Origin of the sequence: Actinosynnema sp. NPDC020468 (assembly GCF_040642015.1) — a bacterium.
Classification (GTDB): domain Bacteria; phylum Actinomycetota; class Actinomycetes; order Mycobacteriales; family Pseudonocardiaceae; genus Actinosynnema.
Genome location: NZ_JBFAEO010000001.1, coordinates 64,326 through 86,831, shown reverse-complemented (window position 1 = coordinate 86,831; position 22,506 = coordinate 64,326). Strand labels below are relative to the sequence as shown.

General features: G+C 74.8%; 21 protein-coding genes. 10 read left to right on the top strand and 11 right to left on the bottom strand.

Annotated elements, in window-relative coordinates; genetic code table 11:
• Nucleotides 1-121: 121 nt before the first annotated feature.
• The 3 genes from AB0G50_RS00420 to AB0G50_RS00410 are packed head-to-tail and all read right to left on the bottom strand — an operon-like array spanning nt 122 to nt 4,308.
• Complete coding sequence (locus AB0G50_RS00420) at nt 122-2,761, bottom strand: AAA family ATPase (protein ID WP_360100269.1); 2,640 nt, start codon at nt 2,759-2,761, stop codon at nt 122-124.
• A gap of 10 nt (nt 2,762-2,771) precedes the next feature.
• Nucleotides 2,772-3,734: a zinc-binding dehydrogenase gene (locus AB0G50_RS00415; protein ID WP_360100266.1), complete on the bottom strand. Its 963-nt coding sequence runs from the start codon at nt 3,732-3,734 to the stop codon at nt 2,772-2,774.
• 1 nt (nt 3,735) lies between these two features.
• The gene (locus tag AB0G50_RS00410) at nt 3,736-4,308 is read right to left on the bottom strand and encodes an NAD(P)H-dependent oxidoreductase (RefSeq protein WP_360100263.1); all 573 of its coding nucleotides are present in this window, start codon (nt 4,306-4,308) and stop codon (nt 3,736-3,738) included.
• 122 nt (nt 4,309-4,430) lie between these two features.
• On the opposite strand from AB0G50_RS00410, the gene AB0G50_RS00405 reads away from it, so the two are divergent.
• Nucleotides 4,431-5,720: an MFS transporter gene (locus AB0G50_RS00405; RefSeq protein ID WP_360100260.1), complete on the top strand. Its 1,290-nt coding sequence runs from the start codon at nt 4,431-4,433 to the stop codon at nt 5,718-5,720.
• Here the strand turns inward: AB0G50_RS00405 and AB0G50_RS00400 are convergent.
• On the bottom strand, nt 5,717-7,918 hold the full coding sequence (locus AB0G50_RS00400) for a germacradienol/geosmin synthase (protein ID WP_360100257.1): 2,202 nt from the start codon (nt 7,916-7,918) through the stop codon (nt 5,717-5,719). The genes AB0G50_RS00405 and AB0G50_RS00400 overlap by 4 nt on opposite strands.
• Before the next feature lie 540 nt (nt 7,919-8,458).
• Here AB0G50_RS00400 and AB0G50_RS00395 point away from each other — a divergent pair.
• Nucleotides 8,459-9,133: a hypothetical protein gene (locus tag AB0G50_RS00395; RefSeq protein ID WP_360100254.1), complete on the top strand. Its 675-nt coding sequence runs from the start codon at nt 8,459-8,461 to the stop codon at nt 9,131-9,133.
• Here the strand turns inward: AB0G50_RS00395 and AB0G50_RS00390 are convergent, their stop codons facing one another.
• Nucleotides 9,134-10,348 (bottom strand): hypothetical protein, encoded by a 1,215-nt coding sequence (locus AB0G50_RS00390; protein WP_360100251.1) that lies wholly within the window; start codon nt 10,346-10,348, stop codon nt 9,134-9,136. It abuts the gene before it with no gap.
• A gap of 52 nt (nt 10,349-10,400) precedes the next feature.
• Here AB0G50_RS00390 and AB0G50_RS00385 point away from each other — a divergent pair, with 52 nt between their 5' ends.
• Nucleotides 10,401-10,973 carry a CGNR zinc finger domain-containing protein gene (locus AB0G50_RS00385; RefSeq protein ID WP_360100248.1) on the top strand — a complete coding sequence of 191 codons (573 nt, stop codon included), beginning with the start codon at nt 10,401-10,403 and terminating at the stop codon, nt 10,971-10,973.
• A gap of 281 nt (nt 10,974-11,254) precedes the next feature.
• Here AB0G50_RS00385 and AB0G50_RS00380 read toward each other — a convergent pair whose 3' ends face one another.
• The 5 genes from AB0G50_RS00380 to AB0G50_RS00360 are packed head-to-tail and all read right to left on the bottom strand — an operon-like array spanning nt 11,255 to nt 15,566.
• Nucleotides 11,255-12,010: a 3'(2'),5'-bisphosphate nucleotidase CysQ gene (locus tag AB0G50_RS00380; protein WP_360100245.1), complete on the bottom strand. Its 756-nt coding sequence runs from the start codon at nt 12,008-12,010 to the stop codon at nt 11,255-11,257.
• Between the two features lie 4 nt (nt 12,011-12,014).
• Nucleotides 12,015-13,301 (bottom strand): GTP-binding protein, encoded by a 1,287-nt coding sequence (locus AB0G50_RS00375; RefSeq protein WP_360100242.1) that lies wholly within the window; start codon nt 13,299-13,301, stop codon nt 12,015-12,017.
• A 2-nt stretch (nt 13,302-13,303) separates the two neighbouring features.
• Nucleotides 13,304-14,242: a sulfate adenylyltransferase subunit CysD gene (gene cysD, locus AB0G50_RS00370; RefSeq protein ID WP_360100239.1), complete on the bottom strand. Its 939-nt coding sequence runs from the start codon at nt 14,240-14,242 to the stop codon at nt 13,304-13,306.
• On the bottom strand, nt 14,239-14,808 hold the full coding sequence (gene cysC / locus AB0G50_RS00365; RefSeq protein WP_360100236.1) for an adenylyl-sulfate kinase: 570 nt from the start codon (nt 14,806-14,808) through the stop codon (nt 14,239-14,241). The genes cysD and cysC overlap by 4 nt, the downstream gene beginning before the upstream one ends.
• A complete protein-coding gene (locus AB0G50_RS00360; RefSeq protein WP_360100233.1) occupies nt 14,805-15,566 on the bottom strand; it encodes a sulfotransferase family protein in 762 nt (253 codons plus the stop codon). The genes cysC and AB0G50_RS00360 overlap by 4 nt, the downstream gene beginning before the upstream one ends.
• Before the next feature lie 297 nt (nt 15,567-15,863).
• On the opposite strand from AB0G50_RS00360, the gene AB0G50_RS00355 reads away from it, so the two are divergent.
• Genes AB0G50_RS00355 through AB0G50_RS00325 form a run of 7 tightly spaced genes read left to right on the top strand, consistent with a single transcriptional unit; the run spans nt 15,864 to nt 21,725 of the window.
• Nucleotides 15,864-16,031 (top strand): lysine biosynthesis protein LysW, encoded by a 168-nt coding sequence (locus AB0G50_RS00355; protein WP_360100230.1) that lies wholly within the window; start codon nt 15,864-15,866, stop codon nt 16,029-16,031.
• On the top strand, nt 16,028-16,885 hold the full coding sequence (locus tag AB0G50_RS00350) for a RimK family alpha-L-glutamate ligase (protein ID WP_360100227.1): 858 nt from the start codon (nt 16,028-16,030) through the stop codon (nt 16,883-16,885). Before AB0G50_RS00355 ends, AB0G50_RS00350 begins: the two co-directional genes overlap by 4 nt.
• The gene (argC, locus tag AB0G50_RS00345) at nt 16,882-17,907 is read left to right on the top strand and encodes an N-acetyl-gamma-glutamyl-phosphate reductase (RefSeq protein WP_360100224.1); all 1,026 of its coding nucleotides are present in this window, start codon (nt 16,882-16,884) and stop codon (nt 17,905-17,907) included. The genes AB0G50_RS00350 and argC overlap by 4 nt, the downstream gene beginning before the upstream one ends.
• Nucleotides 17,908-17,945: 38 nt before the next feature.
• Nucleotides 17,946-18,800: a [LysW]-aminoadipate kinase gene (locus AB0G50_RS00340; RefSeq protein WP_360100221.1), complete on the top strand. Its 855-nt coding sequence runs from the start codon at nt 17,946-17,948 to the stop codon at nt 18,798-18,800.
• Entirely contained in the window at nt 18,797-19,903 is a 1,107-nt protein-coding gene (locus AB0G50_RS00335; protein WP_360100218.1) for a M20/M25/M40 family metallo-hydrolase, read from the top strand. The genes AB0G50_RS00340 and AB0G50_RS00335 overlap by 4 nt, the downstream gene beginning before the upstream one ends.
• Entirely contained in the window at nt 19,900-20,772 is an 873-nt protein-coding gene (locus tag AB0G50_RS00330; protein WP_360100215.1) for a transketolase, read from the top strand. Before AB0G50_RS00335 ends, AB0G50_RS00330 begins: the two co-directional genes overlap by 4 nt.
• Nucleotides 20,769-21,725, top strand: a complete 957-nt coding sequence (locus AB0G50_RS00325) for a transketolase C-terminal domain-containing protein (protein ID WP_360100212.1) — start codon at nt 20,769-20,771, stop codon at nt 21,723-21,725. Before AB0G50_RS00330 ends, AB0G50_RS00325 begins: the two co-directional genes overlap by 4 nt.
• Before the next feature lie 37 nt (nt 21,726-21,762).
• On the opposite strand, the gene AB0G50_RS00320 is transcribed toward AB0G50_RS00325, so the two are convergent.
• Nucleotides 21,763-22,425 (bottom strand): response regulator transcription factor, encoded by a 663-nt coding sequence (locus tag AB0G50_RS00320; protein WP_360100209.1) that lies wholly within the window; start codon nt 22,423-22,425, stop codon nt 21,763-21,765.
• Nucleotides 22,426-22,506 lie beyond the last annotated feature (81 nt).

Here is a 22,506-nt window from a genome sequence, read left to right as displayed (position 1 = left end):
GAGTTTCACCGTTGGTTTCCTCCTCGGGACAGGCGGCGGCCAACCCGGCTCCAGGGTGCGGAACCGGACATCCCGCGTCAATGTGTCCAGACCATTCACCGCGCCGGGACGCCGGGAGCGGTCACAGGTCCAGCCTCGCCAGCTCGACCCGGGAGGAGACGCCGAGCTTCGGGTAGGCCTTGTACAGGTGGTAGCCGACCGTGCGGGGACTGAGGAACAGCCGGGCCGCGATGTCCCGGTTGCTCAACCCCTCCCCCGCCAGCTGCACCACCTGCAACTCCTGCGGGGTCAGCGAGTCGCGCCGGTCGGGCACGGGCGCGGCGGTGGTCTCGCCGGTGGCGCGCAGTTCGGCCCGCGACCGTGCCGACCACGGCGCCGCGCCCAGCCGGTCGAACGTCTCCAGCGCCGCGCGCAGGTGGACCCGCGCGTCGGACCGGCGGCGGGCCCGGCGCAGCCACTCCCCGTGCAGCAGCGCGGTGCGCGCCCGTTCGAACGGGCGGGTCGGGTCGCGGTGCAGCGCGGCCGCCTCGAGGAAGCCGTCCTCGGTGTCGGACAGCAGGGCCCGGCACCGGGCGGCCACCGCCAGCGCCCACGGCTGCCCGGTCTCCGCGGCCCACTCGGCGTGCCAGGACGCCGCGTCGCGCGCCGAGTCCGGCACGCCGAGCCGGGTCGCGGACTCGACCAGGTCGGGCAGGCTGCCGATCGCGTACAGTCGGTGCGCGCCCGCCGCCACGTCCGACAGCCGCTCCAGCACCGACTCGTGCCGGCCGAGCCCGAGGTCCAGCAGCGCGAGCGAGCACGCCGCCCGCACCGACCTCGGCGGCCCGTCGGCGGCCGCGGTCAGCGCGACGCACCGCTCCTCGTCACCCTCGATCGCGGCCAGCTCAGCCAGCACGCTCGAGAGGTAGCCGACGCTGAACTCCTGGCCGATGTCGGCCGCGATCCGCAACCCCTCCTCGGCGCTCGCCCGCGCGTCGCGGTGCCGGCCGAGGTGCAGGTGCCCGCGCGCCAGGTAGGCCGACGCCCGCGGCAGCACGCCGAGCGCGCCCTGCGCCCGGGCCTGGGACTCCACACCGGCCGCCCGGTCGAACGCCGCCCGGTCGTCGCCCAGCACCAGGTGCCACCACGCCACGACCGCGTCGCACCGCCACTCCGCCCGCTGCCCGTCGACCAGTTCCCGCACCGCCGCCATCGCGCCGCGCACGTCGTCGCCGTCCAGGCCGATCGCGGCCCGTTCCAGCGCGCGCACCCGGGACGCCGTCGGCAACCCGTCGGCCTGCGCCGCGATGGACCGCACGGCGGCGAAGTCCCGCGCGGTCCAGGCGTACTGGGCCGCGGCGAACAGCAGGTCGCCCGCCAGCACCGGATCACCGGGCGCGGCGCACCCGGCGGCACGGGCGAGCACCGACGCCGCCTCGCCCGACCGACCGCGCTCGTTCGCCACGGTCGCCCACACACTGGCCACCCGCCAGTACTCGACCTGGTCCGCCAGCAGGTCCGCGGCCGAGTCCGCGAGCACCGACGCCTGGTCGAACTGGCCCGCGTCCACCGCCGCGACGGCCGCCGACACGAGCCGGCGCGCCTTCTCCAACGGCACCGGCGTCAGCTCCGCAGCCCGCTGGTAGGCCGCCGCCACGGCCGCGAAACCGCCGCGCCGCCGGGCGTCCTCGGCCGTTTCGGCCAACGCGCGCGCCACCTCCTCGTCCGGACCGGTGGTCGCGGCGGCCCGGTGCCACGCGGCGCGGTGCGCGTCGTCGACCACCTCGGCCAGCGCGCCGTGCGCCTCCAGCCGACGCGCGAACGGCGCGCCCTGGTAGGCCGCCGACCGGATCAGCGGGTGCCGGAACTCGAGCCAGCCTCCGACCGAGCGCAGCAGCTGCCGGTGCTCGGCCGGTTCCAGGTCCGCGACCGACGCGCCCAGCCGGGCCGCCGCGCGGAACACCACGCCGGGATCGCCCGTGTCGTCGGCCGCCGCGACCAGCAGCAGGGTCCGGGTGCGCGCGGGCAGCGCGGTGATCCGGTCGGCGAAGGTCTGCCGCACCCGGCCGTGCGCGTGCGGCGCCCGGTGCGCGGACGCGGCCAGGTGCCCCTCGCGCTGCGCGGCCGGGAGTTCCAGCAGCGCCAACGGGTTCCCGTCCGCCTCCCGCGCGATCCGGTCCCGCACGTGCCGGGGCAGGTCCGCCGCGTGCTCGGCGAGCAGCGCCGCCGAGTCCACTTCGGACAGTCCGGCGAGCCGCAGCTCGGGCAGGCCCGGCGTGGGGAACGGCGGCGCGTGCAGGTCGCGCGCGGCGAACACGACCACGACGCCCTCGGCGTCGAGCCGGCGCGCGGCGAACAGCAGCGCGTCCGCCGACGCCGGGTCCAGCCAGTGCGCGTCGTCCACCAGGCACAGCACCGGACCCTCCTCGGCGAGATCCGCCAACAGGGTCAGCACCGCGAGCCCCACCAGGTAGGGCCGGCCGTCCGGCGGCGCGAGGCCGAGCGCGCCGCGCAACGCCGACGCCTGCGCGTCCGGCAACGCCGCCACCCGGTCGACCACCCGACCCAGCACCAGGTTCAGCCCGGCGAACGGCACCACCGACTCCGACTCGACGGCCGTACCGCGCAGCACCCGGAACCCGTCCGCCACCACGTGGTCCAGCAGCGCCGACTTGCCGACACCCGCCTCGCCGCGCACCACCAGCACACCGCTGCGGCCCTCCCGGGCGGCGGCGACCAGCCGGTGCACCCCGGCGAGTTCGGCACCACGTCCGTGCAGCACGTCCACGACCCTAGCCGGCGGCCGGTACGAGGACGACCTTGCCGACCGTGGCCCGCGCCTCCAGCGCCGCGTGCGCCGCCGCCGCGTCCGCCAGCGCGAACTCCCGCAGCACCGGCCGCAACTCGCCCGCCGCGACCGCCGCCAGCGCCCGCCGCTCCCAGACCCGGGTGCCCGCCCGGCACACCGGACCCGCCGACACGGTCAGCGAACGGGCGAACAAGTCCTCTGTGGACAGTGTGGTCAACGCACCGGACGACGCGCCGTGCAGCACCACCCGACCTCCCGCGCACACCAGGTCCACCGCGGCCCGACCCACCACGCCGCCCACCCCGTCCGACACCACGTCCACCTCGCCGACCGCCGCCCGCACCTCGTCCACCCACCCCTCCCGCCGGTAGTCCACCGCCAGCACCGCGCCCGCCCGCAGCGCGGCGCCCCGCTTGGCCGCGTGCCCGACCGCGCCGACCACCCGCGCGCCGCGCCGGGAAGCGCCCTGCACCACCAGGTTCCCCACCGCGCCCGCCGCCGCGGTCACCAGCACCACGTCACCCGCACCGACCCCGGAGGCGGCCAGCACGCCGAGCGCGGCGGCGCCCGTGCCGACCATCGCCACCGCCGCCGCGAACCCCACCCCGTCCGGCACCAGGTGCAGCGCGTCGACCTCGCGCACGACCAGTTCCGCGTACCCGCCGCCGGCCCACCCGAGCTGCGTCACCACCCGTGCGCCCGACCACGTCCCGGGCACACCCGGCCCGACCGCGTCGACCACGCCCGCCACCTCGCCGCCCGGCACGGCGGGCAGGTCCGGCAGCGCCCACGGCGCCTCGCCGCGCCGCACCGCCGTGTCGGCCCACCGGACCCCGGCCGCGCGCACGGCGATCCGCACCCGACCCGGGCCCGGCTCCGGGTCGGCGACCTCCTCGTGGCGGAGCCCGTCCGGCCCGCCGAACCCGTGCAGCCGGACGGCGCGCACGTCACACCTCGTAGGGCCGCTGGGCGCGGGCGTCCCGCAGCGCGGTCCCCCACCAGACCAGCTGGTCCAGCAGCACCTTCGCGGCGGCGTCGGCGCCCGCCGCGTCGACCGGCTCGCCGTCCTCGTCGAACCGGGTCCACGCGCCGTGGAAGCTGACCACGTCCCGCACGGTGACCGCGTGCAGCTCGGCGAACACCTGCCGCAGCTGCTCGACCGCGCGCAGCCCGCCGCCCATGCCGCCGTAGGACACGAACCCGACCGGTTTGGCGCGCCACTGCGTGTAGTGCCAGTCGATGGCGCTCTTGAGCGGCGCCGGGAAGCTGTGGTTGTACTCGGGTGTCACGACCAGGAACGCCTCCGCGTCCGCCAACCTCGGACTGACCAGCGCCACCTCGGGCGCGGGTTCGGCGCCCAGCGGGCGCAGCACGTCCGGCAGGTCGAGGTCGGCCAGGTCGAGCACGTCGACGGCCAGGTCGTCGCGGCGGCCGGCGCGGTCGGCGATCCACCGCGCCGGCACCGGCCCGAACCGGCCTTCGCGGGTGCTGCCGACGATGATCGCGAGCTTGAGCGTCACGGGTTCCCTCCTCGTTGGGCGCACCGCCGAAGGTAGGGAGGGCGACCGGTGGACGGCATCCGTCACGTGACTGGTCGGTCGACGGATTCGGGGTGGGCGCGGCACTTCCTAGCGTCGGCGGCATGACCCAGGACGTGCAGGCAGGTACCCGGTGGACGCCCGTCGTCGCGCTCGCGCTCGCCATGCTGGTGGTCGCCACCGAGATGACCGTGGCGGCCGTGGCGCTGCCCGGCATCGGCGCGGAACTGGACGTCGGACCGGGCGCGACGGCGTGGGTGCTGCTCGCGTACACGCTGCCCACCGCGGTCGCCATACCGGCGGGGCGGTGGGTGGACCGGGCGGACGTGCGGCCCGCGTTCCTCGGCGCGCTCGTGCTGGTGGTCGCGGCGAGCGTGCTGACGGCCGCGGCGCCGGCGTTCTGGGTGCTGCTGGTCGGGCGGCTGGCCCAAGGCGTGGCGTCGGCCGTGGTGCTGGCCGCGTACCTGCCGATCGTGGTGGCGAACGTGCGGGCGGACCGGCGGGGTCGGGCGATCGGGTCGATCGTCACGATCATGACCGTCGGCGGGCTCGCGGGCGCGCCGCTGGGCGGGGTCGTGGCGGGCGCGTTCGGCTGGCGCGCGGTGTTCCTGCTCAAGGTGCCGGTGCTGGTCGCGGCCCTCGTGCTGGGGTGGCGGTCGCTGCGCGGCGACGGCCGGGGTCTGCCCGTGCCGGACCGCTCGCTGCTCGTCGAGGCGCTGCTGCTGGGCGGCGCGATCACGGCCGCGGTGCTCGCGGTCGGCGGCCGGCCCTGGCTGCTCGTGGTCACCGTCGTGCTCGGCGTGCTGTGGGCCCGGCTGCCGGCCGCCCGCCCGGTGCTGGACCTGGCGCGCCGGCGGGCGGTCGGCTTCCCGCTGCTGTCGCTGGGTCTGGTCAGCACGCTGGGCGGGCTGCTGTTCTTCCTGGTGCCCTACCACGTCACCGACGCGCTGCGCGGCTCGCCGTCGGACGTCGGGGTGGCGCTGCTGGTGTTCGTCGCGGGCGTGGCGGCGCTGTCCGCCGTGTCCGGCGTCCTGGCCGACCGGATCGGTCCGAGGCCGGTCGCGCTGGCGGGCGCGGTGGTCACGCTCGCCGGGGTGGCGCTGCTGCTCGTGCCGGTGGACGACCTGACCGGGTTGTGCCTGCGGCTCGCGGTGGTCGGCGTCGGTCAGGGGTTGTTCAACGCGCCCGTCAACGCGCTGCTGATGGCGGCCGCGCCGGCGGGCCGGGAGGGCGCGGTCGGCGGCACCGGCGCGTCGGCCCGGATGATCGGCTCGTCGCTGGGCCCGGCCGTCGCGGCGTTGGCGGCGCCGGCCGGGTTCCGCGTCGGTGTGGCGGTGCTGGGCGCGATCCTGCTGGTGGGCACGATCGCGCTCGCCGCCGGGAGGGCCGACTAGCGCCGCACGAGCGCCCGGATCGACTCGGTGCCCAGGCCCGTGGGGCCGTGGAACGCGCGGGTCAGCGTCGTGTGGTGGCCGAAGTGCTTCTCCAGGTCGGCCGGGTGGTAGCGGACGACCTGCTCGTGCCAGTTGAGGATGCCGGACAGCCAGTTCTCCAGCTCGCGGGCGTGCGCCGTCAGCGCCTCGCGGGCCGGCACGTCCAGCCGGAACTCCTCGAACAGCGCGGGCAGCTCCACCGCCACCGAGTGCCGGAACTGGGCCAGCCGGGCGTTCGCCAGGTCCGTCGCCACCCGGTAGGCCCGGTGCACGTCGACGTCCAGGAAGTTCTGCACCACCACGACCAGGTTGTGCACCTCGCCCTCGTACTGGACCTCCTTGCGGTAGGAGTAGAGGTCGTTGAGGATCGTGGCGTAGTCGGCGGCCGAGTTCTCGATGTTGCGCAGCGTGCGGGTCCGGTAGATCTCCGCCGGGACGAGGCGGCCGTGGCCGAGCCGGGCCAGGCTCATGGTGAGGTCCGAGCCGAACGTCCGGCGGCGCATCTCCACGTAGTCCACCGGGTCGGGCACCCGGTTCTCGTGCTGGTTCTTCAGCTCCCACACCCAGCTGTCGAGCATGTCGTCCAGGCACTGCCGCAGCTGCCGCCGGTTGTCGGCCGGCATCGACTCCGCGGTGCGCGCCCACACGTCGGCCAGCCCGCGCTCCAGCGGCGTGGTCGGTGCCGGGGCGACACCCTCGAGCGGCATCATCTCCTTGAGCCGCGCGGTCACCAGCTTCGCGGCGGGCAGGTCGGACGAGCGGCCGAACGCCACCGGGTAGAAGTCGTCGCCGTAGGTGCCCCAGGTCAGCCACAGCGCGGAGATCCGCAGCTCCTCGACCGAACCGCCCGGGTCGATGCCCGCCGAGCAGAGCGCGAAGTCGTAGTCGCGCAGCTTCTCCTCGGTCCACACCCGCGGCACGTCCTCGAACATGCCCATCGCGCGCGCCCACTCGACGCTGTGCTCCTTGGCGTCCTTCCAGTGCGGGTTGACCGTGAGCGGGAACGGCATGTCCAGCTCCGGGCGGCCGAGGTCGGGCACCGGGGTGTACCGCGGCCGGCTGAACGCGCGCAGACGCTGCGGCGCGGTCGCGATCAGCGAGCGCACCGCGGCCGTGCCGAGACCCGTCGGACCGCCGAGCACCGGCGTCGAGTCGAGCGCCACGCCCTTGTTCATGTACCGGCTGGACCGCATGTGCCACTCGTGGCCGCCGGACTGCCAGTCCTGCAAGCCCTTCACATAGGCCAGCACGGCCAGCCGCCCCGCCGGGTCGATGCCGTTCTCGTCCAGCAGCGACGGCACCTCGGTGACCGCGGTGTGCTCGAACTGGTGCAGCCGCGAGGTGAGCAGGTCGTTGACCGCCTCGGCGGCCTCCTGGGTCGGCAGCTCGAGGAACTTCTCCAGCACCAGGACGCCGTTGCTCAGCTCGCCCTCGTCCAGCACCTCGCGCTCGTAGGAGAACAGGTCGTTGCGCAGGTGCACCGCGTCGGAGAAGGTGTCCCGCAGCACGCCCAGCGGCCGGGACAGCGCGATCCGCGCGGGCACCTCCATGCCGGTGACGTGCTCGACCAGGTTCGCCGACCACGGCGCGCCGCCCACCTTGCGCCGCATCTCGATGTACTCGATGGGGTTGGACAGCCGCCCCTCGCTGATGTTGAGCAGTTCCCACATCGACTCGTCCAGCAGGTGCTTGGTGTTGTCCGCGAACCGCTGCCGCCAGTCCGCCGAGTGCGCGTGTACGGTCCGCGACCACAGGTCGGCGAGCCCCTTCTCGACCGGGTTCGACGGCTCGGCGTCGATCTCCCCGTCCACCGGCATGAACAGCGGCAGCCGGTCCAGGTACGCCTTCGCGCCCTGCACGTCGGGGTTGCGCTTGTACAGCTCCACGAAGTGGTCGTCGAAGTAGAAGACCCACACGTACCAGTCGGTGACCAGGTCGAGGTCGTCGGCGGTCGCGTCGGGGTGGGTGTAGGCGCACAGCAGCGCGTAGTCGTGCGAGTCGAGGTCCTCGTCGGTCCAGATCACCGTGCCGTGCTGCGGGACGTCGATGAAGTCCATCTCGTGCGCCCACGCCTTGGTGTGCGCCCGCGCGCGGTCCAGGTTCGGGTTCAGCCGGGCCGGATAGGGCATGTAGAACTCCGGCAACTGGAACGGCTGCATCGGGGGACCGACCTTCCTCGGGACGACTGCTCCGGATCACGCAACCAGTCGCGACCGGTCGGGGCCAACCCCCTTGATCACTACTCCACACGTTCGAGCGCGCGCGTCCCCCGACTGGCGGCGTAGGGCATGCGGTGGGTGTCCGCACTTGTCGGGACAATGCGCCAACCCCGCCTCGACCTCGCGTCCACGATCGAGTACACCCGCTCCGACGTGCGACTATTCCGCCCGACCCGGCACACCCCTAGCCCGAAGTCGATCACCACTCCAACCCCTGTTCGGGTGAACCCGGCACGGGACCCCGCAGTCACGTCGCCCTGCGGGCGCGATGGTCGGCCACTCGGCCGGGAGTGGCGGCGGTTCACCCTTTCAGGGACGGTCGACGGTTAACGATCACCGCCGCGCCGTCGATATCGGGGCATCCGGGTCAGACGATGGTCCGACGGGGACATCGCCGGCCGGGGTACGGTTACGGTGCGCAATCAAGCTTGGTACCCACACGGTCAGCGCGAGTTCTCGCGGCTGGGGAGGCGGACGGTCGTGAGCACTTTTCAGCGGGCGCGGGGTCTGTGGTACTTCGTGGTGGTCGTGCTGAGCATGGGGATCTTCACCGCCGTCCCGTTCGCGCACGCCGCGATCCGGTCGCGCAAACCCGCGCTGTGGCGGTGGTTCGCCGTGTACGGGGCGGTGACGGTGGCCGCGTTCGTCATCCTGCCCACCAGGGACGCCCCGTCCGACCTGCGCAGCGGGATCGGCAGTCTCACCCTGATCACGATGATGATCGTGGCCTGCTTCCACCTCGCCCGCGTCCGGCGCGAGGTCTACGGGCTGCCCGAGCCCTACGGCGCGCCCGCGCAGCCGGCCGCGCCGTGGTCCAACGACCCGGCGGTGGCCGCGGCGCTCGCGCTGCGGGCCAGGCGGGAGGAGGCGCGGGCGTTGGTGGAGCGGGACCCGGTGCTCGCGCGCGACCTGCGCATCGGGCGGCCGGACCTGCCGCGGCAGTACGACGACGGCGGGCTGGTGGACGTGAACGCCGCGCCCGGGCCGGTGATCGCGCAGTACTGCGGCGTCGACATGCAGACCGCGAAGCAGATCGAGACCGCGCGCGACCGGCACCTCTCGCCGTTCGTGTCGGTGGACGAGATGCTCGTGTTCGCCGAGGTGGACATCAACGCCTGGGACCGGATCCGGGAGCGCGGGGTCGTCCTGCCCTGATCACTCCGACGCGACCGGCACCACCCGCCGGCGCACGGACGGGGTCAGCCGGACCGCCAGGGACGCGGCCGCGACCAGGGCCGGCACGCCGGCGACCACGGCCAGCGCGAGCTTCGGGTTCGTCGTCACCAGGGTCGCCACCAGCAGCGAGCCCGCCGCCACGCCGAGACCGTGCGCGCCGTACTGGATGGAGAAGCCCTCGCTGCGCAGCCGCAGCGGCAGGGCGTTCTCCAGGGCCTCGCTGCGCAGGGCGTTGACCGGCGCGATGAACAACCCGCCCGCGACCAGCGGGATCAGCAGCCACGGCGCGGTCGGCACCAGGGCGGCCGGGAACAGCAGGAGTCCCATCAGGACCAACGCGACGTCCGCCCGGTCCACCGCGCGACCGCGGAGCCTGCTCGCGGACACCGCCAGCAGCACGCCGCCGAGGAAGCTGCCGACCGACAGCGCCGCGGCGAACACGCCGGCCATCGCGGCCTGGGCGCTCAGCACGACCAGCAGCGCCGGCAGCACCGCCACCAGCCCGCCCTCCGCGACGCCGAGCAGCACCGACGTGAGGTAGGTCGGCCAGGCCGCGGGCGACTTCCACGCGCCGCGCCCGGCCGGCGCCGCGGGTTCCGCCGGCGCGGACCCGACGTCGCCCATCCGCCGGGTGATCGCGGCCGCGCCGAGCGCGCACACCGCCATGACCACCATCGCCAGCGCGGGTTGACCGGTCAGCAGCACCAGGGTCAGCAGCAGCGGCGCGAGGAACCACTCCACCTCCAGCACCGCCGCGTCCCAGCCGAACGCCGCGCGCAGCCGGGCCGGGTCGAGCATGCCGGTGAGCAGCGCGCGGTAGCCGCCGGGCAGACCGGCGGGCAGCACGGCGCACGCCGCGGTGAGCGCGAACAGCACCACCAGCGGCAGTTTCAGCCACACCGCGCAGGCCAGCGCCAGGAACACTGCCGCCGAGACGAGCAGCGCCCGGGTCATCCGGGTGGTGCGCTCGCGCGCGGTGCAGTCGTCGAGGACCTTGCCGCGCCACGGCGCCGACACCGCCTCGCCCAGCGCGAAGCACGCGCCGAGGGCGGCGCCGACCGCGTAGGAGTCGGCGACGTACCGGCCGGCGAAGGCGAGCGTCAACGTCGCCATCGCGGGCGGGATCCGGACCAGACCGACCGCCGCCGACCAGCGCCACCAGTCGCGGTCCCGGGCCAAGCTAACCGTCGTCATACTTTTGACGGTAACAAGGTGCGGCACCGCCCGCTACGCCTAGACTGGTGAGGTGACCAGTGCGGACGAGGCCCCGGGCGGGTTGGAGCCGGTCCGGGCGCTGCTGAACACCTGGTACGTCCCCAACGACACCCGCGTGCCGACCGACCTGCTCGACGCGTTGCGCCGCGATCCGCCGGAGTGGGCCGCCCGGGTCGACCTGCCCCGGCCGCGGACCCGGGTGGACCTGGCGCGGCTCGCGGAGGTGCGCGACGGGCTCCGCCGGCTGGTCGAGCGCGAGGAGCCGGCCGAGACCGGACTGCGGTGGCTGCGGCAGGCGTTCGCCGCGCACCCGACCACGCCGGCGGTGGACCTGGCGGGCGCGGAGCTGAGCCTGCGCCTGGTCGCCGCCGACCCGCGCGACCCGACCTCGGTGGTGATGGGCGCGGTCGCGGAGGCCGTGCGCACCGGCGCGTGGCACCGGCTGAAGGCGTGCCCGGACTGCCGCTGGGTCTTCCACGACCACAGCCGCAGCGGCACGAGGGTGTGGTGCGGCATGACCGCCACCGGCCCGAACGGCCGCGCCTGCGGCTCGATCGCCAAGGTCCGCACCTACCGACAGCGGCAGGCGGGCAACCCCGCCTGACGGGACCCGGGGTGTCGGCGGACGGAAACGACCGCGCGCCAACGGTTTTCGGCGCCGGAGCACGGTGGGCGCACTGCACGACAACGGTTCCCGGCGCCCGGGAACACGCCGCGACCCGAAACCCGGCGCACGGCAACGGTGTCCGGACCGCTGGGCACGACAGGCACTCGTCGGCGTGAACGAGCCCGCGGCCACGACCCCCGGTCTCCCCGGCGCGACGTGCGAGCGGAAACGACCGCACGACAAGGGTTTCCCCCTTCGGGTGTGGCCACCGGCGGTCGTCATGCCCTCGCGAGCACCGAGTCCACCGCGGACCACAGCGCGTCGGCGTGCGCCGGGTGGCAGATCACCACGTCCGGCAGCCACGGGTCCGGCCGGTTGTAGCGCGGCGCGGAGCCGTCCAGGCGGCGCACGCGCAGGCCGCCCGCCACCGCGACCGCCACCGGGGCGGCCGAGTCCCACTCGTACTGGCCGCCCGCGTGCAGGTACGCCGTCGCCTCGCCGGCCAGCACCGACGCGGTCTTCGCGCCGGCCGAGCCCATCGGGCGGACCAGCGCGGGCCAGCGGGCGGTCAGCTCGTCCAGGAAGGCGGGCGGTCGGCTGCGGCTGACCAGCAGCACCGGCCGGTCGGGCGCGGGCGGCGCGGGTCGGGAAGGCAGGGTCGAGCGCACGACGCCCTTGGCCGGCACCGCGACCGCGCCCGCCGCCAACACGCCGTCCGCCCACAGCGCGACGTGCACCGCCCAGTCCTCCCGCCCCGGCTCGCCGAACTCGCGCGAGCCGTCCAGCGGGTCGACGATCCACACCCGGTCGGCGCGGCTCCGGTCGGCGCGGTCGGCGGACTCCTCCGACAGCACCGCGTCGCCCGGCCGCCGCGAGGCCAGCGCGCCCACCAGGAACTCGTCGGACAGCCGGTCGCCGACCTCCGCCGACGCCCCGTCGGCGCGCAACCGCAGCAACCTCCGGCCGGCCTCCGCGGCGAGGTCGTGCGCCAGCCGGTGGTCGGACTCCCGCGGTGACCCCCGGTAGCAGGGCACGGCGTCACCACGCCCGGTCGAACGGGTCGTCGCCCGCCATGCCCGCGGCCAGGGTCGCGCCGTCGGCCGGGTCGATCAGCAGGAACGCGCCGGTGCGCCGGTTCACCCGGTACGGGTCCAGCGCGATCGGCTCGGCCGTGCGCAGCACCACCCGCCCGATGTCGTTGACCCCGAGCCCGGAGGCGGCCTCGACCCGGCGCCCGGCCGCGATGTCGTACCGGTGCGATATCTCCGCCACCCGCGCCCGCACGGTCCGGGTGGTGTGCTTGAGCAGCACCCGGTCGCCGACCGCGAGCGGCTTCTCGCTGAGCTGGCTCGCGGTCGCCTCGACGTGGTCGGTCGTCACCGGCGGCTCGCCGGAGGCCAGCAGGTCGCCTCGGGACACGTCGAGGTCGTCGGCGAGCCGCACGGTCACCGACTGCGGCGCCCACGCCACGTCCGTCCCCCGGCCGAGCAGGTCGAGGCCCGCCACCGTCGTCACCCGCCCGGCGGGCAGCACCGACACGGTGTCGCCCACCCGCACCACGCCGGACAAGACCTGACCCGCGTAGCCGCGGTAGTCGCCGCCGGCCGGCCGGATCGCGCACTGCACGGCCAGCCGGAACTGCTCGCGGGTCGGGTCGGCGCGCACCGGCACCCGCTCCAGGTGCTCCAGCAGCGACGGCCCGTCGTACCAGTCCGAGGACGTCGACCGGAACACGACGTTGTCGCCGTGCAGCGCGGAGATCGGGACGGCGGTGACGTCGGCGATCCCGACGGACGCGGCGTAGGACCGGAACCGCGCGGCGATGGTCCGGAACACGTCCTCGGACCAGCCCACGAGGTCCATCTTGTTCACCGCCAGCAGCACGTGCGGCACCCGCAGCAACCCGGCGACCGCCGCGTGCCGCCTGCTCTGCTCGACCACGCCGTGCCGCGCGTCGACCAGCACCGCGGCCAGGTTCGCGGTGGACGCGCCGGTCACCATGTTGCGCGTGTACTGCACGTGGCCCGGCGTGTCGGCCAGGACGAACCGGCGGCGCGGCGTCGCGAAGTACCGGTAGGCCACGTCGATCGTGATGCCCTGCTCGCGCTCGGCGCGCAGGCCGTCGGTGAGCAGGGCGAGGTCGGTCGCGGCGTGGCCGCGCAGCAGGGACGCCCGCTCGACCGCCTCCAGCTGGTCGGACAGGATGGACTTCGAGTCGTGCAGCAGCCGGCCGACGAGGGTGGACTTCCCGTCGTCCACCGAGCCCGCGGTGGCGAAGCGGAGCAGCCCGGTGGTGTCGTCCGGCGCGAGGACGGTGGTCGTCATGGTCAGAAGTACCCCTCACGCTTGCGGTCCTCCATGGCGGCCTCGGACAGCTTGTCGTCGGCCCGGGTCGCGCCGCGCTCGGTGAGCCTGCTCGCGGCGACCTCGGCCACCACCTCGGCGACCGTGGCCGCGTCCGAGTCCACCGCGCCGGTGCACGACATGTCGCCGACCGTGCGGTAGCGGACCCGGCGGTGCTCCACGGGCTCGTCGGCGCGCGGCCCGCCCCACTCCCCCGCGGTGAGCCACATGCCGTCGCGGCGGAACACCTCGCGGGTGTGCGCGTAGTAGATCTCCGGCAGCGCGACGTCCTCGCGCTCCACGTACTGCCACACGTCGAGCTCGGTCCAGTTCGACAGCGGGAACACCCGCACGTGCTCGCCCGCCGCGTGCCTGCCGTTGTACAGCGACCACAGCTCGGGGCGCTGCCGGCGCGGGTCCCAGCCGCCGAACGCGTCGCGCAGCGAGAAGATCCGCTCCTTGGCGCGGGCCTTCTCCTCGTCGCGCCGGCCGCCGCCGAGCACCGCGTCGAACCGGTTGCGGGTGATCGCGTCCAGCAGCGGCACGGTCTGGAGCGGGTTGCGGGTGCCGTCGGGCCGCTCGGTGAGCTGCCCGCGGTCGAGGAAGTCCTGCACCAGCGCGACGTGCAGGGTCAGCCCGTGCTCGGCGACGACCCGGTCGCGGTAGGCCAGCACCTCGGGGAAGTTGTGCCCGGTGTCCACGTGCAGCAGCGCGAACGGCGGCCGGGCGGGCGCGAACGCCTTGAGCGCCAAGTGCAGCATGACGATGGAGTCCTTGCCGCCGGAGAACAGGATCACCGGCCGCTCGAACTCGCCGACGACCTCGCGCAGGACGTGCGCCGACTCGGCCTCCAGCGCGTCCAGGTGCGACAGCCGGTAGTCCCCGACTCCGGCGTCCCGGCGCACCTGCTCGACGGCGGTCACTCGGTCCACCGCTTCGCCAGCAGGGTGTGCACCGCGGCGGCCGACTCGGCGGCGGGCTCGCGGTGCGCCTCGATCCTCAGCTCGGGCGCCACCGGCGCCTCGTACGGGTCGTCGACGCCGGTGAGCCCCGAGATCACCCCGGCGGCCTGCTTCGCGTACAGGCCCTTGACGTCGCGCGCGGAGCACACCTCCACCGGCGTGGCGACGTGCACCTCCAGGTAGGCCGTCCCGTGCCCGTCGTGCCGGGACCGCACCGCGGCCCGGTCGTCGGCGTAGGGCGCGATCACCGGCACCAGCACGGTCACGCCGTGCGAGGCGAGCAGTTCGGCGACGAAGCCGATCCGGGTCACGTTGGTCCGCCGGTCCTCGCGGGAGAAGCCGAGGCCCGCGGACAGGAAGCCGCGGATCTCGTCGCCGTCCAGCACCTCGACGGGCCTGCCCTCGGCGCGCACCAGCGCGGCGACGGCGAGGGCGATGGTCGTCTTGCCCGCGCTGGGCAGGCCGGTGAGCCACACCGTGGCGCCGCGCGCGTCCGGCGTCGGGTCCTGCTCGGGTGCGCTGGTCACGTCGTCTCCTTCTCGCGGTCGTCGGGGATCACCAGCCGGTGGGCCCGGAGCTCCTCGTAGTAGGGCAGGTGGAAGTCGAGGTGGCCGCGCAGCACGGGGTCCGCGCGCACGTCGACCCGCGGCGGCCCGCCCGCCGCGGTGAAACCGGTGCTGGCGCTGGCTTCCCGGTGCCACCGCTCGGAGGGCCGCCACTCGGCGCGGGACTCCGCGCGCCAGTTCAGCGCCTCGGGCAGGTACGGGATGCCCACCTCGGCGCAGTAGGCGGCCACCACCGCGGGCGCGGAGGCGACGAGGTCGGCCGCGTCCACGACCAGCGGTGTCCGCCCGGTCGCCTCGGCCACCGCGGTGAACAGCTCGTACTGCGCGGCGAACCCGATCTGGTCGCGGCGCGGCGCCGGGTTGACCGCGTGGTAGGAGGCGATGGTCTCCGCGGGGTGCCGGATGAGGAAGGTGTGCGTGGCGTCGGCCGCGAGGAAGTCCCGGTCGGCCAGCACGCCGGGGTAGCGCTCGTCGGTGGTGTCCTTGAAGAACACCGGCCCCGACTCCGCCAGCGCCCGGATCGCGGCGGTCAACCCGGCCTCGGTGCGGGCGGTCCGGCCGCCCACCTCGGAGACGCCGAATTCCGCCAGGTAGGAGAACGGCTCGTGCACCGGGGTGACGTCGCCGCGTTCCGCCATCATCCGGAAGAAAGCGGTCGACCGACATCGGGGTGCGCTCCACAGCGCCAGGATTCGCGGGTGGGGTGTCGAGTCCGTCATACCGGTCCTTTGCCCTCGCCGAATTCGGGATGTCCACACCGACGCTATTGCCGCCCGACGGGCCGAAGTAACCCCCGCGGCGGCCGGAAACCGCTGCGTGCGGGCCGGTACTACGCCTGGCGTCCACCCCGAGCGAACGCTCCTGGACGCGGTGACGACATTCCACCCGGAGCACACCCGTGGCGTTGCGGGAAAAGTCGACACCCGGCGGACTACGCGGCCCGGTGGGCGGAAATAGAGTCGGGAGGGCCGACCGGAAGGCCGGCGCCACGAATCCTTCGGCGACGAGGAGGGCAAATGACGGCGGTGTGCCTCGAATGCGAGGGCGAGATCAGGCCCGCGGACGACGTGCAGGTGAACGAAGTCATCGAGTGCGGTGAGTGCAACGTGGAACTGGAGGTGCTGTCGGTCCGGCCGCTCACCCTCGCGCTCGCCCCGGAGGTCGAGGAGGACTGGGGCGAATGACGGGTGTCTCCGCCCCGATCGCGGTCCTCGCGTCCCGGGTGCGCGCCGACGAGAAGCGCGTCCTGTCCGAACTGGACCGGCGGGGCGTCGGGTACGAGCACGTCGACACCCGCGCGCTGTGGGGTTTCCTGGGGCACGCGGACGGTCGGATCGTGCTCAACCGGGAGATCGGCCAGGTCCGGGCGCACTACGCGGCGAGCCTGTTCGAGCAGGCGGGCGCCAGGGTGCTGAACTCCGCGCGGGCGATCGGGACGTGCGGCGACAAGTGGCACTGCTCGGTCGCCCTGGCGCGGGCGGGCGTGCCGACACCGGAGACCGCGCTGGCGCTCACCCCGGAGGGCGCGCTGGAGGCGTTCGACGCGGTGGGCTACCCGGCCGTGGTGAAACCGCTGGTCGGCTCGTGGGGCCGGCTCGTCACCGCGGTGCCGGACCGGGAGGTCGCGGCGACCGTCCTGGAGTACGTCCGGGCGCTGCCCAACCCGCAGTCGCACGTCGTGTACGTGCAGCGGATGATCCCGAAGCCCGACCGGGACATCCGGGTGATCGTGGTCGGGGACGAGCCCGTCGGCGCCACCTACCGGCGCGGCGAGCAGTGGCGCACCAACGTCGCGCGCGGCGCGGTCAGCGAACCGTGTGCGCTCACCCCGGAGATCACCGCGCTCGCGCTCGGCGCGACCAGGGCCGTCGGCGCGGACATCGCGGGGGTGGACCTCATCGAGGACGTCGACGGCGCGCTCACCGTGCTGGAGGTCAACCACGGCGTCGAGTTCTCCGGGTTCCAGGCGGCGCTCGGCGACGCGGTGGACGTCGCGGCGCGCATCGTGGACCACCTGGTGGCGGAGGCGGCGACATGATCGAGGCAGCCGTCGCGGGCGCGTCGGGCTACATCGGCGGGGAACTGCTGCGCCTGCTCGTCGGGCACCCGGGGATCGAGGTGGTCGCGGCCGGTTCGACCCGCAACGCCGGCCGCCGGGTCGACACGGCGCACCCGAACCTGCGCGGTCGCACGGACCTCGTGTTCGTCGACCCCGACCGGCTCGCGGGGTGCGACGTGCTGTTCCTGGCCACGCCGCACGGCGAGACGATGTCGAGGATGCGCCGGTACCTGGAGCTGGCGCCGGTCGTGGTCGACCTGACGGGCGACTTCCGGTTGCGCGACCCGTCGGTGTTCGCCTCCTACTACCACCTGGAGCACGCCGCTCCCGACCTGCTGGACACGTTCACCACCGGGTTGCCGGAGCTGTTCCGGGACCGGTTGCGCACCGCCGACCGGATCGCCGTGCCGGGGTGCATGGCGACCGCGGCGATCCTCGCGCTGCACCCGCTCGCCGCGGCGGACCTGGTGACGGGCGAGGTGTCGATCGACGCGCGCACCGGGTCCAGCGGCTCGGGCGTCTCGGCGGGGTCGGCCAACCTGCACGCGGAGCGCAGCGGCGCGATGCGGGTGTTCGCGCCCACCCGGCACCGGCACGAGGCCGAGGTCGCGCAGGCGACCGGGTTGACCGCGCGGATGACCGCCACCGGCGTCGAGGCGGTGCGCGGGGTGCAGGTGGTGTGCCGGGTCGTGCTGCGGTCCGGTGTGGACGAACGCGCGGTGCGCGCCGCGTACCGGAAGGTCTACGCCGACGAGCCGTTCGTGCGGGTCGTGGCGCACAAGCGCGGCGGGTACCGGTTGCCGGAACCCAAGATCCTCGCCGGCTCGAACTTCTGCGACGTCGGCTTCGCGGTCGAGGAGGGCTCGCCGCACGCGGTCGTGGTGGGCGCGCTGGACAACCTCGTCAAGGGCGGCGCGGGCGGCGCCGTGCAGTCGGCGAACCTCCGCCTCGGGCTGCCGGAGGGGCTCGGCCTGGAGTTCACCGGGTTGCACCCCTGCTGACCGCGCGTCCGACAACCCCGAGGGGACAAGGGAGTCCGATGACAAGGGACATCGTGGTGGTCAAGTGCGGCGGCAACGCCGCGGTCGACCCGGCCGGGGTGTGCGCCGACGTGGCGGACCTGGTCTCGCGCGGACGCCGGGTCGTGCTGGTGCACGGCGGTTCGGCGGACATCGACCGGCTCGCGGCGCGGCTCGGCGTGCCGCGCCGGCGGCTGGTCGCGCCGGACGGCGTGTCCGCGCGGCACACCGACGACGCGATGCTGGAGGTGGTGGGCCTCGCGCTGGGTGGGGTGACGCAACCCCGGCTGGTCACCCTGCTGGTCAACGCGGGCGTCTCGGCGGTCGGACTGTCCGGTTGGGACGGTGGACTGTTGCGCGCCAGGAGGAAGAAGGCGCACCGCAGCCGCGTCGACGGCCGGATCACGGTGGTGCGCGACGACCACAGCGGACGCGTGGACCGGGTGGACGCGGCGCTGCTGCGCGCCCTGCTCGACGCGGGCCGGGTGCCGGTGGTCTCGCCGCCGGCGCTGGCCGAGGACGGGCGGCCGGTGAACGTGGACGCGGACCGGGCCGCGGCGGCCGTCGCGGGCGCGCTCGACGCCGAGGCGCTGGTGCTGCTCACCGGCGCGCCCGGGGTGCTGCGCGACCCGGCCGACGAGGGTTCGGTCCTCGCCGACTACGCGCTGCCGAGGTCGGGCACGCCGGAGTTCGTCGGCGGTGGCATGGCGCCGAAGCTGGCCGCGACCCGGGAGGCGCTGCTGGCGGGCGTGCCGCGGGTGCTGATCGGCGACGGCCGGGTGCCGCGGCCGGTGACCGGCGCGCTGGACGGGAGGGCGACCACCGCGGTCCTGCTCCCGGAGGAGAACACGACGAGGGCGGAGGCGGCATCGTGAGCCGCGGACAACCGGGCGTGGTCGGGGACGACCGCGCCGAAGCGCTGCTGCGCGGGATGCTCGGCATCCCGTCGGCGTCCTACCACGAGCAGAGGCTGGCGGCGTTCCTCGCCGACGAGCTGCGCGACCTCGGCTTCGACTCCGAGGTGGACGCGGCGGGCAACGTGGTCGGCCGGGTCGACCGCGGCGAGGGCCCCGAGGTGATGCTGCTCGGGCACATCGACACGATTCCCGGCGACCTGCCGGTGGTCGCCCGCGACGGCAGGCTGTACGGCCGCGGCGCGGTGGACGCGAAGGGACCGTTCGCCACCATGGTGTGCGCGGCGGCGCGGGCGGTCGACTTCCGCGGCCGGCTCGTCGTGGTGGGCGCGGTCGAGGAGGAGACGCCGGAGTCGCGCGGCGCGACGCACGTCCGGCGCACGCACGGGCAGCCGGACGCGCTGGTGATCGGCGAACCCAGCGGCTGGTCGTCGATCGTGTTGGGGTACAAGGGGAAGCTCGACCTCTCCTACCGCGTGGAGGTGCCCGCGACGCACCCCAGCAACCCGGAGCCCAAGGCCTCGGAGCTGGTCGTGTCGGCGTGGAACGCGCTGCTGGAGCTGCTCGGTCCGGACGCCGGGCACGGCTCGTTCGACCGGCCGGGCGCGACCCTGACCACGATCACCGGCGAGTTGACGACGGCGAGCGCCGAGTTCAGCGTGCGCACGCCACCGGGGTTCGACCGGGAGGGACTGGTGGCCCGGTTGCGCGACCGGCTGACCGCGGGCGTGCTCGACGTGGTCAACAGCGTCGGCGCGGTCCGGGTGGGTCGCAACGACCCGGTGGTGCGGGCGCTGTCCGGCGCGATCCGGGCGGAGGGCGCGGTGCCGTCGCCGAAGGTCAAGACGGCCACCTCGGACATGAACACGCTCGCCGAGACGTGGGCGGTCCCGATGGCCACCTACGGTCCCGGGGACAGCGCGCTCGACCACTCCGACGACGAGCACCTGGCGCTGGATGACTACTTCCGCGGCATCCGGGTGCTGACCGCCGCGCTCACCGACCTCGGTCGGACCGCACCGGCGGCCCGGACCACCGCGACGGCACGGAGGGACCACTCGTGACCGACACCCTGACCCCGCCCGACCTGCTCACCCGGCCGACGTCGGACCAACTGCGAGAGCACGCGCACCACGTCCGCGAACTGATCGTCCACATGTGCTCGAACGGCGAGGGCGGCCACATCGGCGGCTCGCTGTCGCTGGCCGACATCCTGGTGACGCTGTACTTCGACGTGCTGCGGGTCGACCCGGCCGACCCCGCCGACCCCGACCGGGACGTGCTGCTGCTGAGCAAGGGCCACGGCGGCATCGGGCTCTACGCGGTGCTCGGCGCGCGCGGGTTCTTCCCGGAGGACGACCTGGCGGGCTACGGCACGCCCGGCAGCGCGCTGTCCGCGCACCCGACGCCGGCGGTGCCCGGCGTGGAGATGCCGACCGGGTCGCTCGGCCACGGGCTGCCGCTGGGCGTGGGCTTCGCGCTCGCGGCCCGGCTGGACGACGCGCCGCGCCGGTGCTTCGTGGTGCTGGGCGACGGCGAGCTCCAGGAGGGCTCGGTGTGGGAGGCCGCGCTGTCGGCGGGCGCGCAGGGCCTGGACGGGCTGGTCGCGGTCGTGGACCGCAACCGGCTCCAGATCACCGGCGGCACCGAGGACGTGGTGGCGCTGGAACCGCTGGCGGACAAGTGGCGCAGCTTCGGCTGGGCGGTGCGCGAGGTCGACGGGCACGACGTGGACGCGCTGCGGTCCGCGCTCGGCACGACGCCGCACGAGCCGGGCAGGCCGACCGTCGTCATCGCGGACACGGTGAAGGGCAAGGGACTGCCGTTCATCGAGGGTCAGGTGCGCTCGCACTACGCCCGGCTCGGCGAGGCGCAGAAGAAACGCGCGCTCTCGGCGTTGCGCCGGGGTCGACAGGCGGAGGTGCGGTCATGACGGCGGTCACCGGGCAGGTCGTGTCCCGAGCCTCCCGCGAGGCCTACCGGGACCGGTTGGTGACGTTGATGGCGCGCGACGAGCGGGTGGTGTGCCTGGACAGCGACACCGGCCTGTTCACCGGCGTCGACTTCGGGCAGGCCGCGCGGCGGTACCTCAACCTGGGCATCTCCGAGCAGAACCTGATGGGCTCGGCGGCCGGGTTGGCCCGCGGCGGCCGGATGCCGTTCGTCAACACGATGGCGGCGTTCGCGAGCAGTCGCGCGGTGGAGGCGGTGAAGATCGACATCGCGCTGAACCGGGTGCCGGTGCGGATCGTCGCCACCCACGGCGGGTTGTCCGCGGGCCACCTCGGTCCGACCCACCACTGCCTGGAGGACCTGGCGGTGATGCGCGCGCTGCCGAACATGACCGTGGTGGTGCCCGCCGACGCGTCGGCCACCGAGGAGCTGATCGCGCAGAGCCTGGACCACGACGGCCCGGTCTACTTCCGGTTGGGCCGGCACGCGACGGCCGAGCTGGGTCGCGGCGGTCCGGTCGAGCTGGGTCGCGCGCAACGGCTGGCCGAGGGCGACGACGTGACCGTGGTGGCGTGCGGCACCGAGCCGGTGCGGTTCGCGCTGGAGGCCGCCGACGAGCTGGCCGCCGAGGGCGTGCGGGCGACCGTGCTGAACACGCACACCGTCAAGCCGCTCGACGCCGAGGCCGTGCTGGACGCGGCGTCGACCACGAGGGGCGTGGTGACGGTCGAGGAGGCCTGGCGGGCCGGAGGGCTCGGTTCGGCGGTGCTGGAGGTGCTGGCCGACGCGGGCCTCGCCGTGCCGGTGACCCGCGTCGGCGTGGCCGACCGGTTCGTGTCCGGCACCGGGAAGCACCTGGGGCTGCTGGCGCGGGCGGGCGTGACCACCGCCGCCGTGGCGGACGCGGCGCGGGCGGTCGTGTCGGGCCGGTGAGCGCGCGGGTGCGCCGGCGCGGACCGGCGCACCGGCGTCACGCCGACCTGACCAGGCCGGCCCGGTAGGCGAACGACACCAGCTGCGCCCGGTCGCGCAGCCGGAGCTTGGCCCGCACCCGGTGCACGTGGGTGCGCACGGTGGTGATGCCGATGCTCAGCTCGTCGGCCACGCCCTCGGTCGAGAGGCCGCGGGCGATCAGCAGCAGCACCTGGCGCTCGCGCGGGGTCAGCCCGGACAGGGTGCCGTGCGGCACGAGTTCGCCGCCGTGCTGCTCGCGGTACCACTCCACGAGCTGCTGGGCGACCTCGGGCGCGAGCGCGGTGTGCCCGTTGGCCGCGGCCCGGATCGCCGACGCCAGTTCCTCGCGGGTGGCCGCCTCGGTGAGCAGCCCGTTCGCACCCGCGTGCAGCACCTCGGAGATCGCGTCGTCACCCGCGTTGAGGGCGAACACGACGACCTTCGGCCGCGGCTCGACGCGCTCCTTCGCGAGCCGCCGCACCAATTCCAGCCCTCTGATGCCCTTGAGCACCAGCCCGCTCACGATCACGTCCGGGCGCCGGGTCCGCGCGAGGATCAGCGCGTGGAACCCGCTGTCGGTGGTGTCGACCACCTCGATGTCCGGTTCCTCCTCGAGCAGCGTGCGCAGGCCGTCCCGGATGATGGGCAGTTCGTCGCAGATCAGGACCCTCAGAACCATGGCTCGGACATCCTTCCGACTCGGGTCGGGTGGAGCGGACCGCCCCCCCCCGGCGGGGGGGCCGGGGCGCGCGGGCGGGGC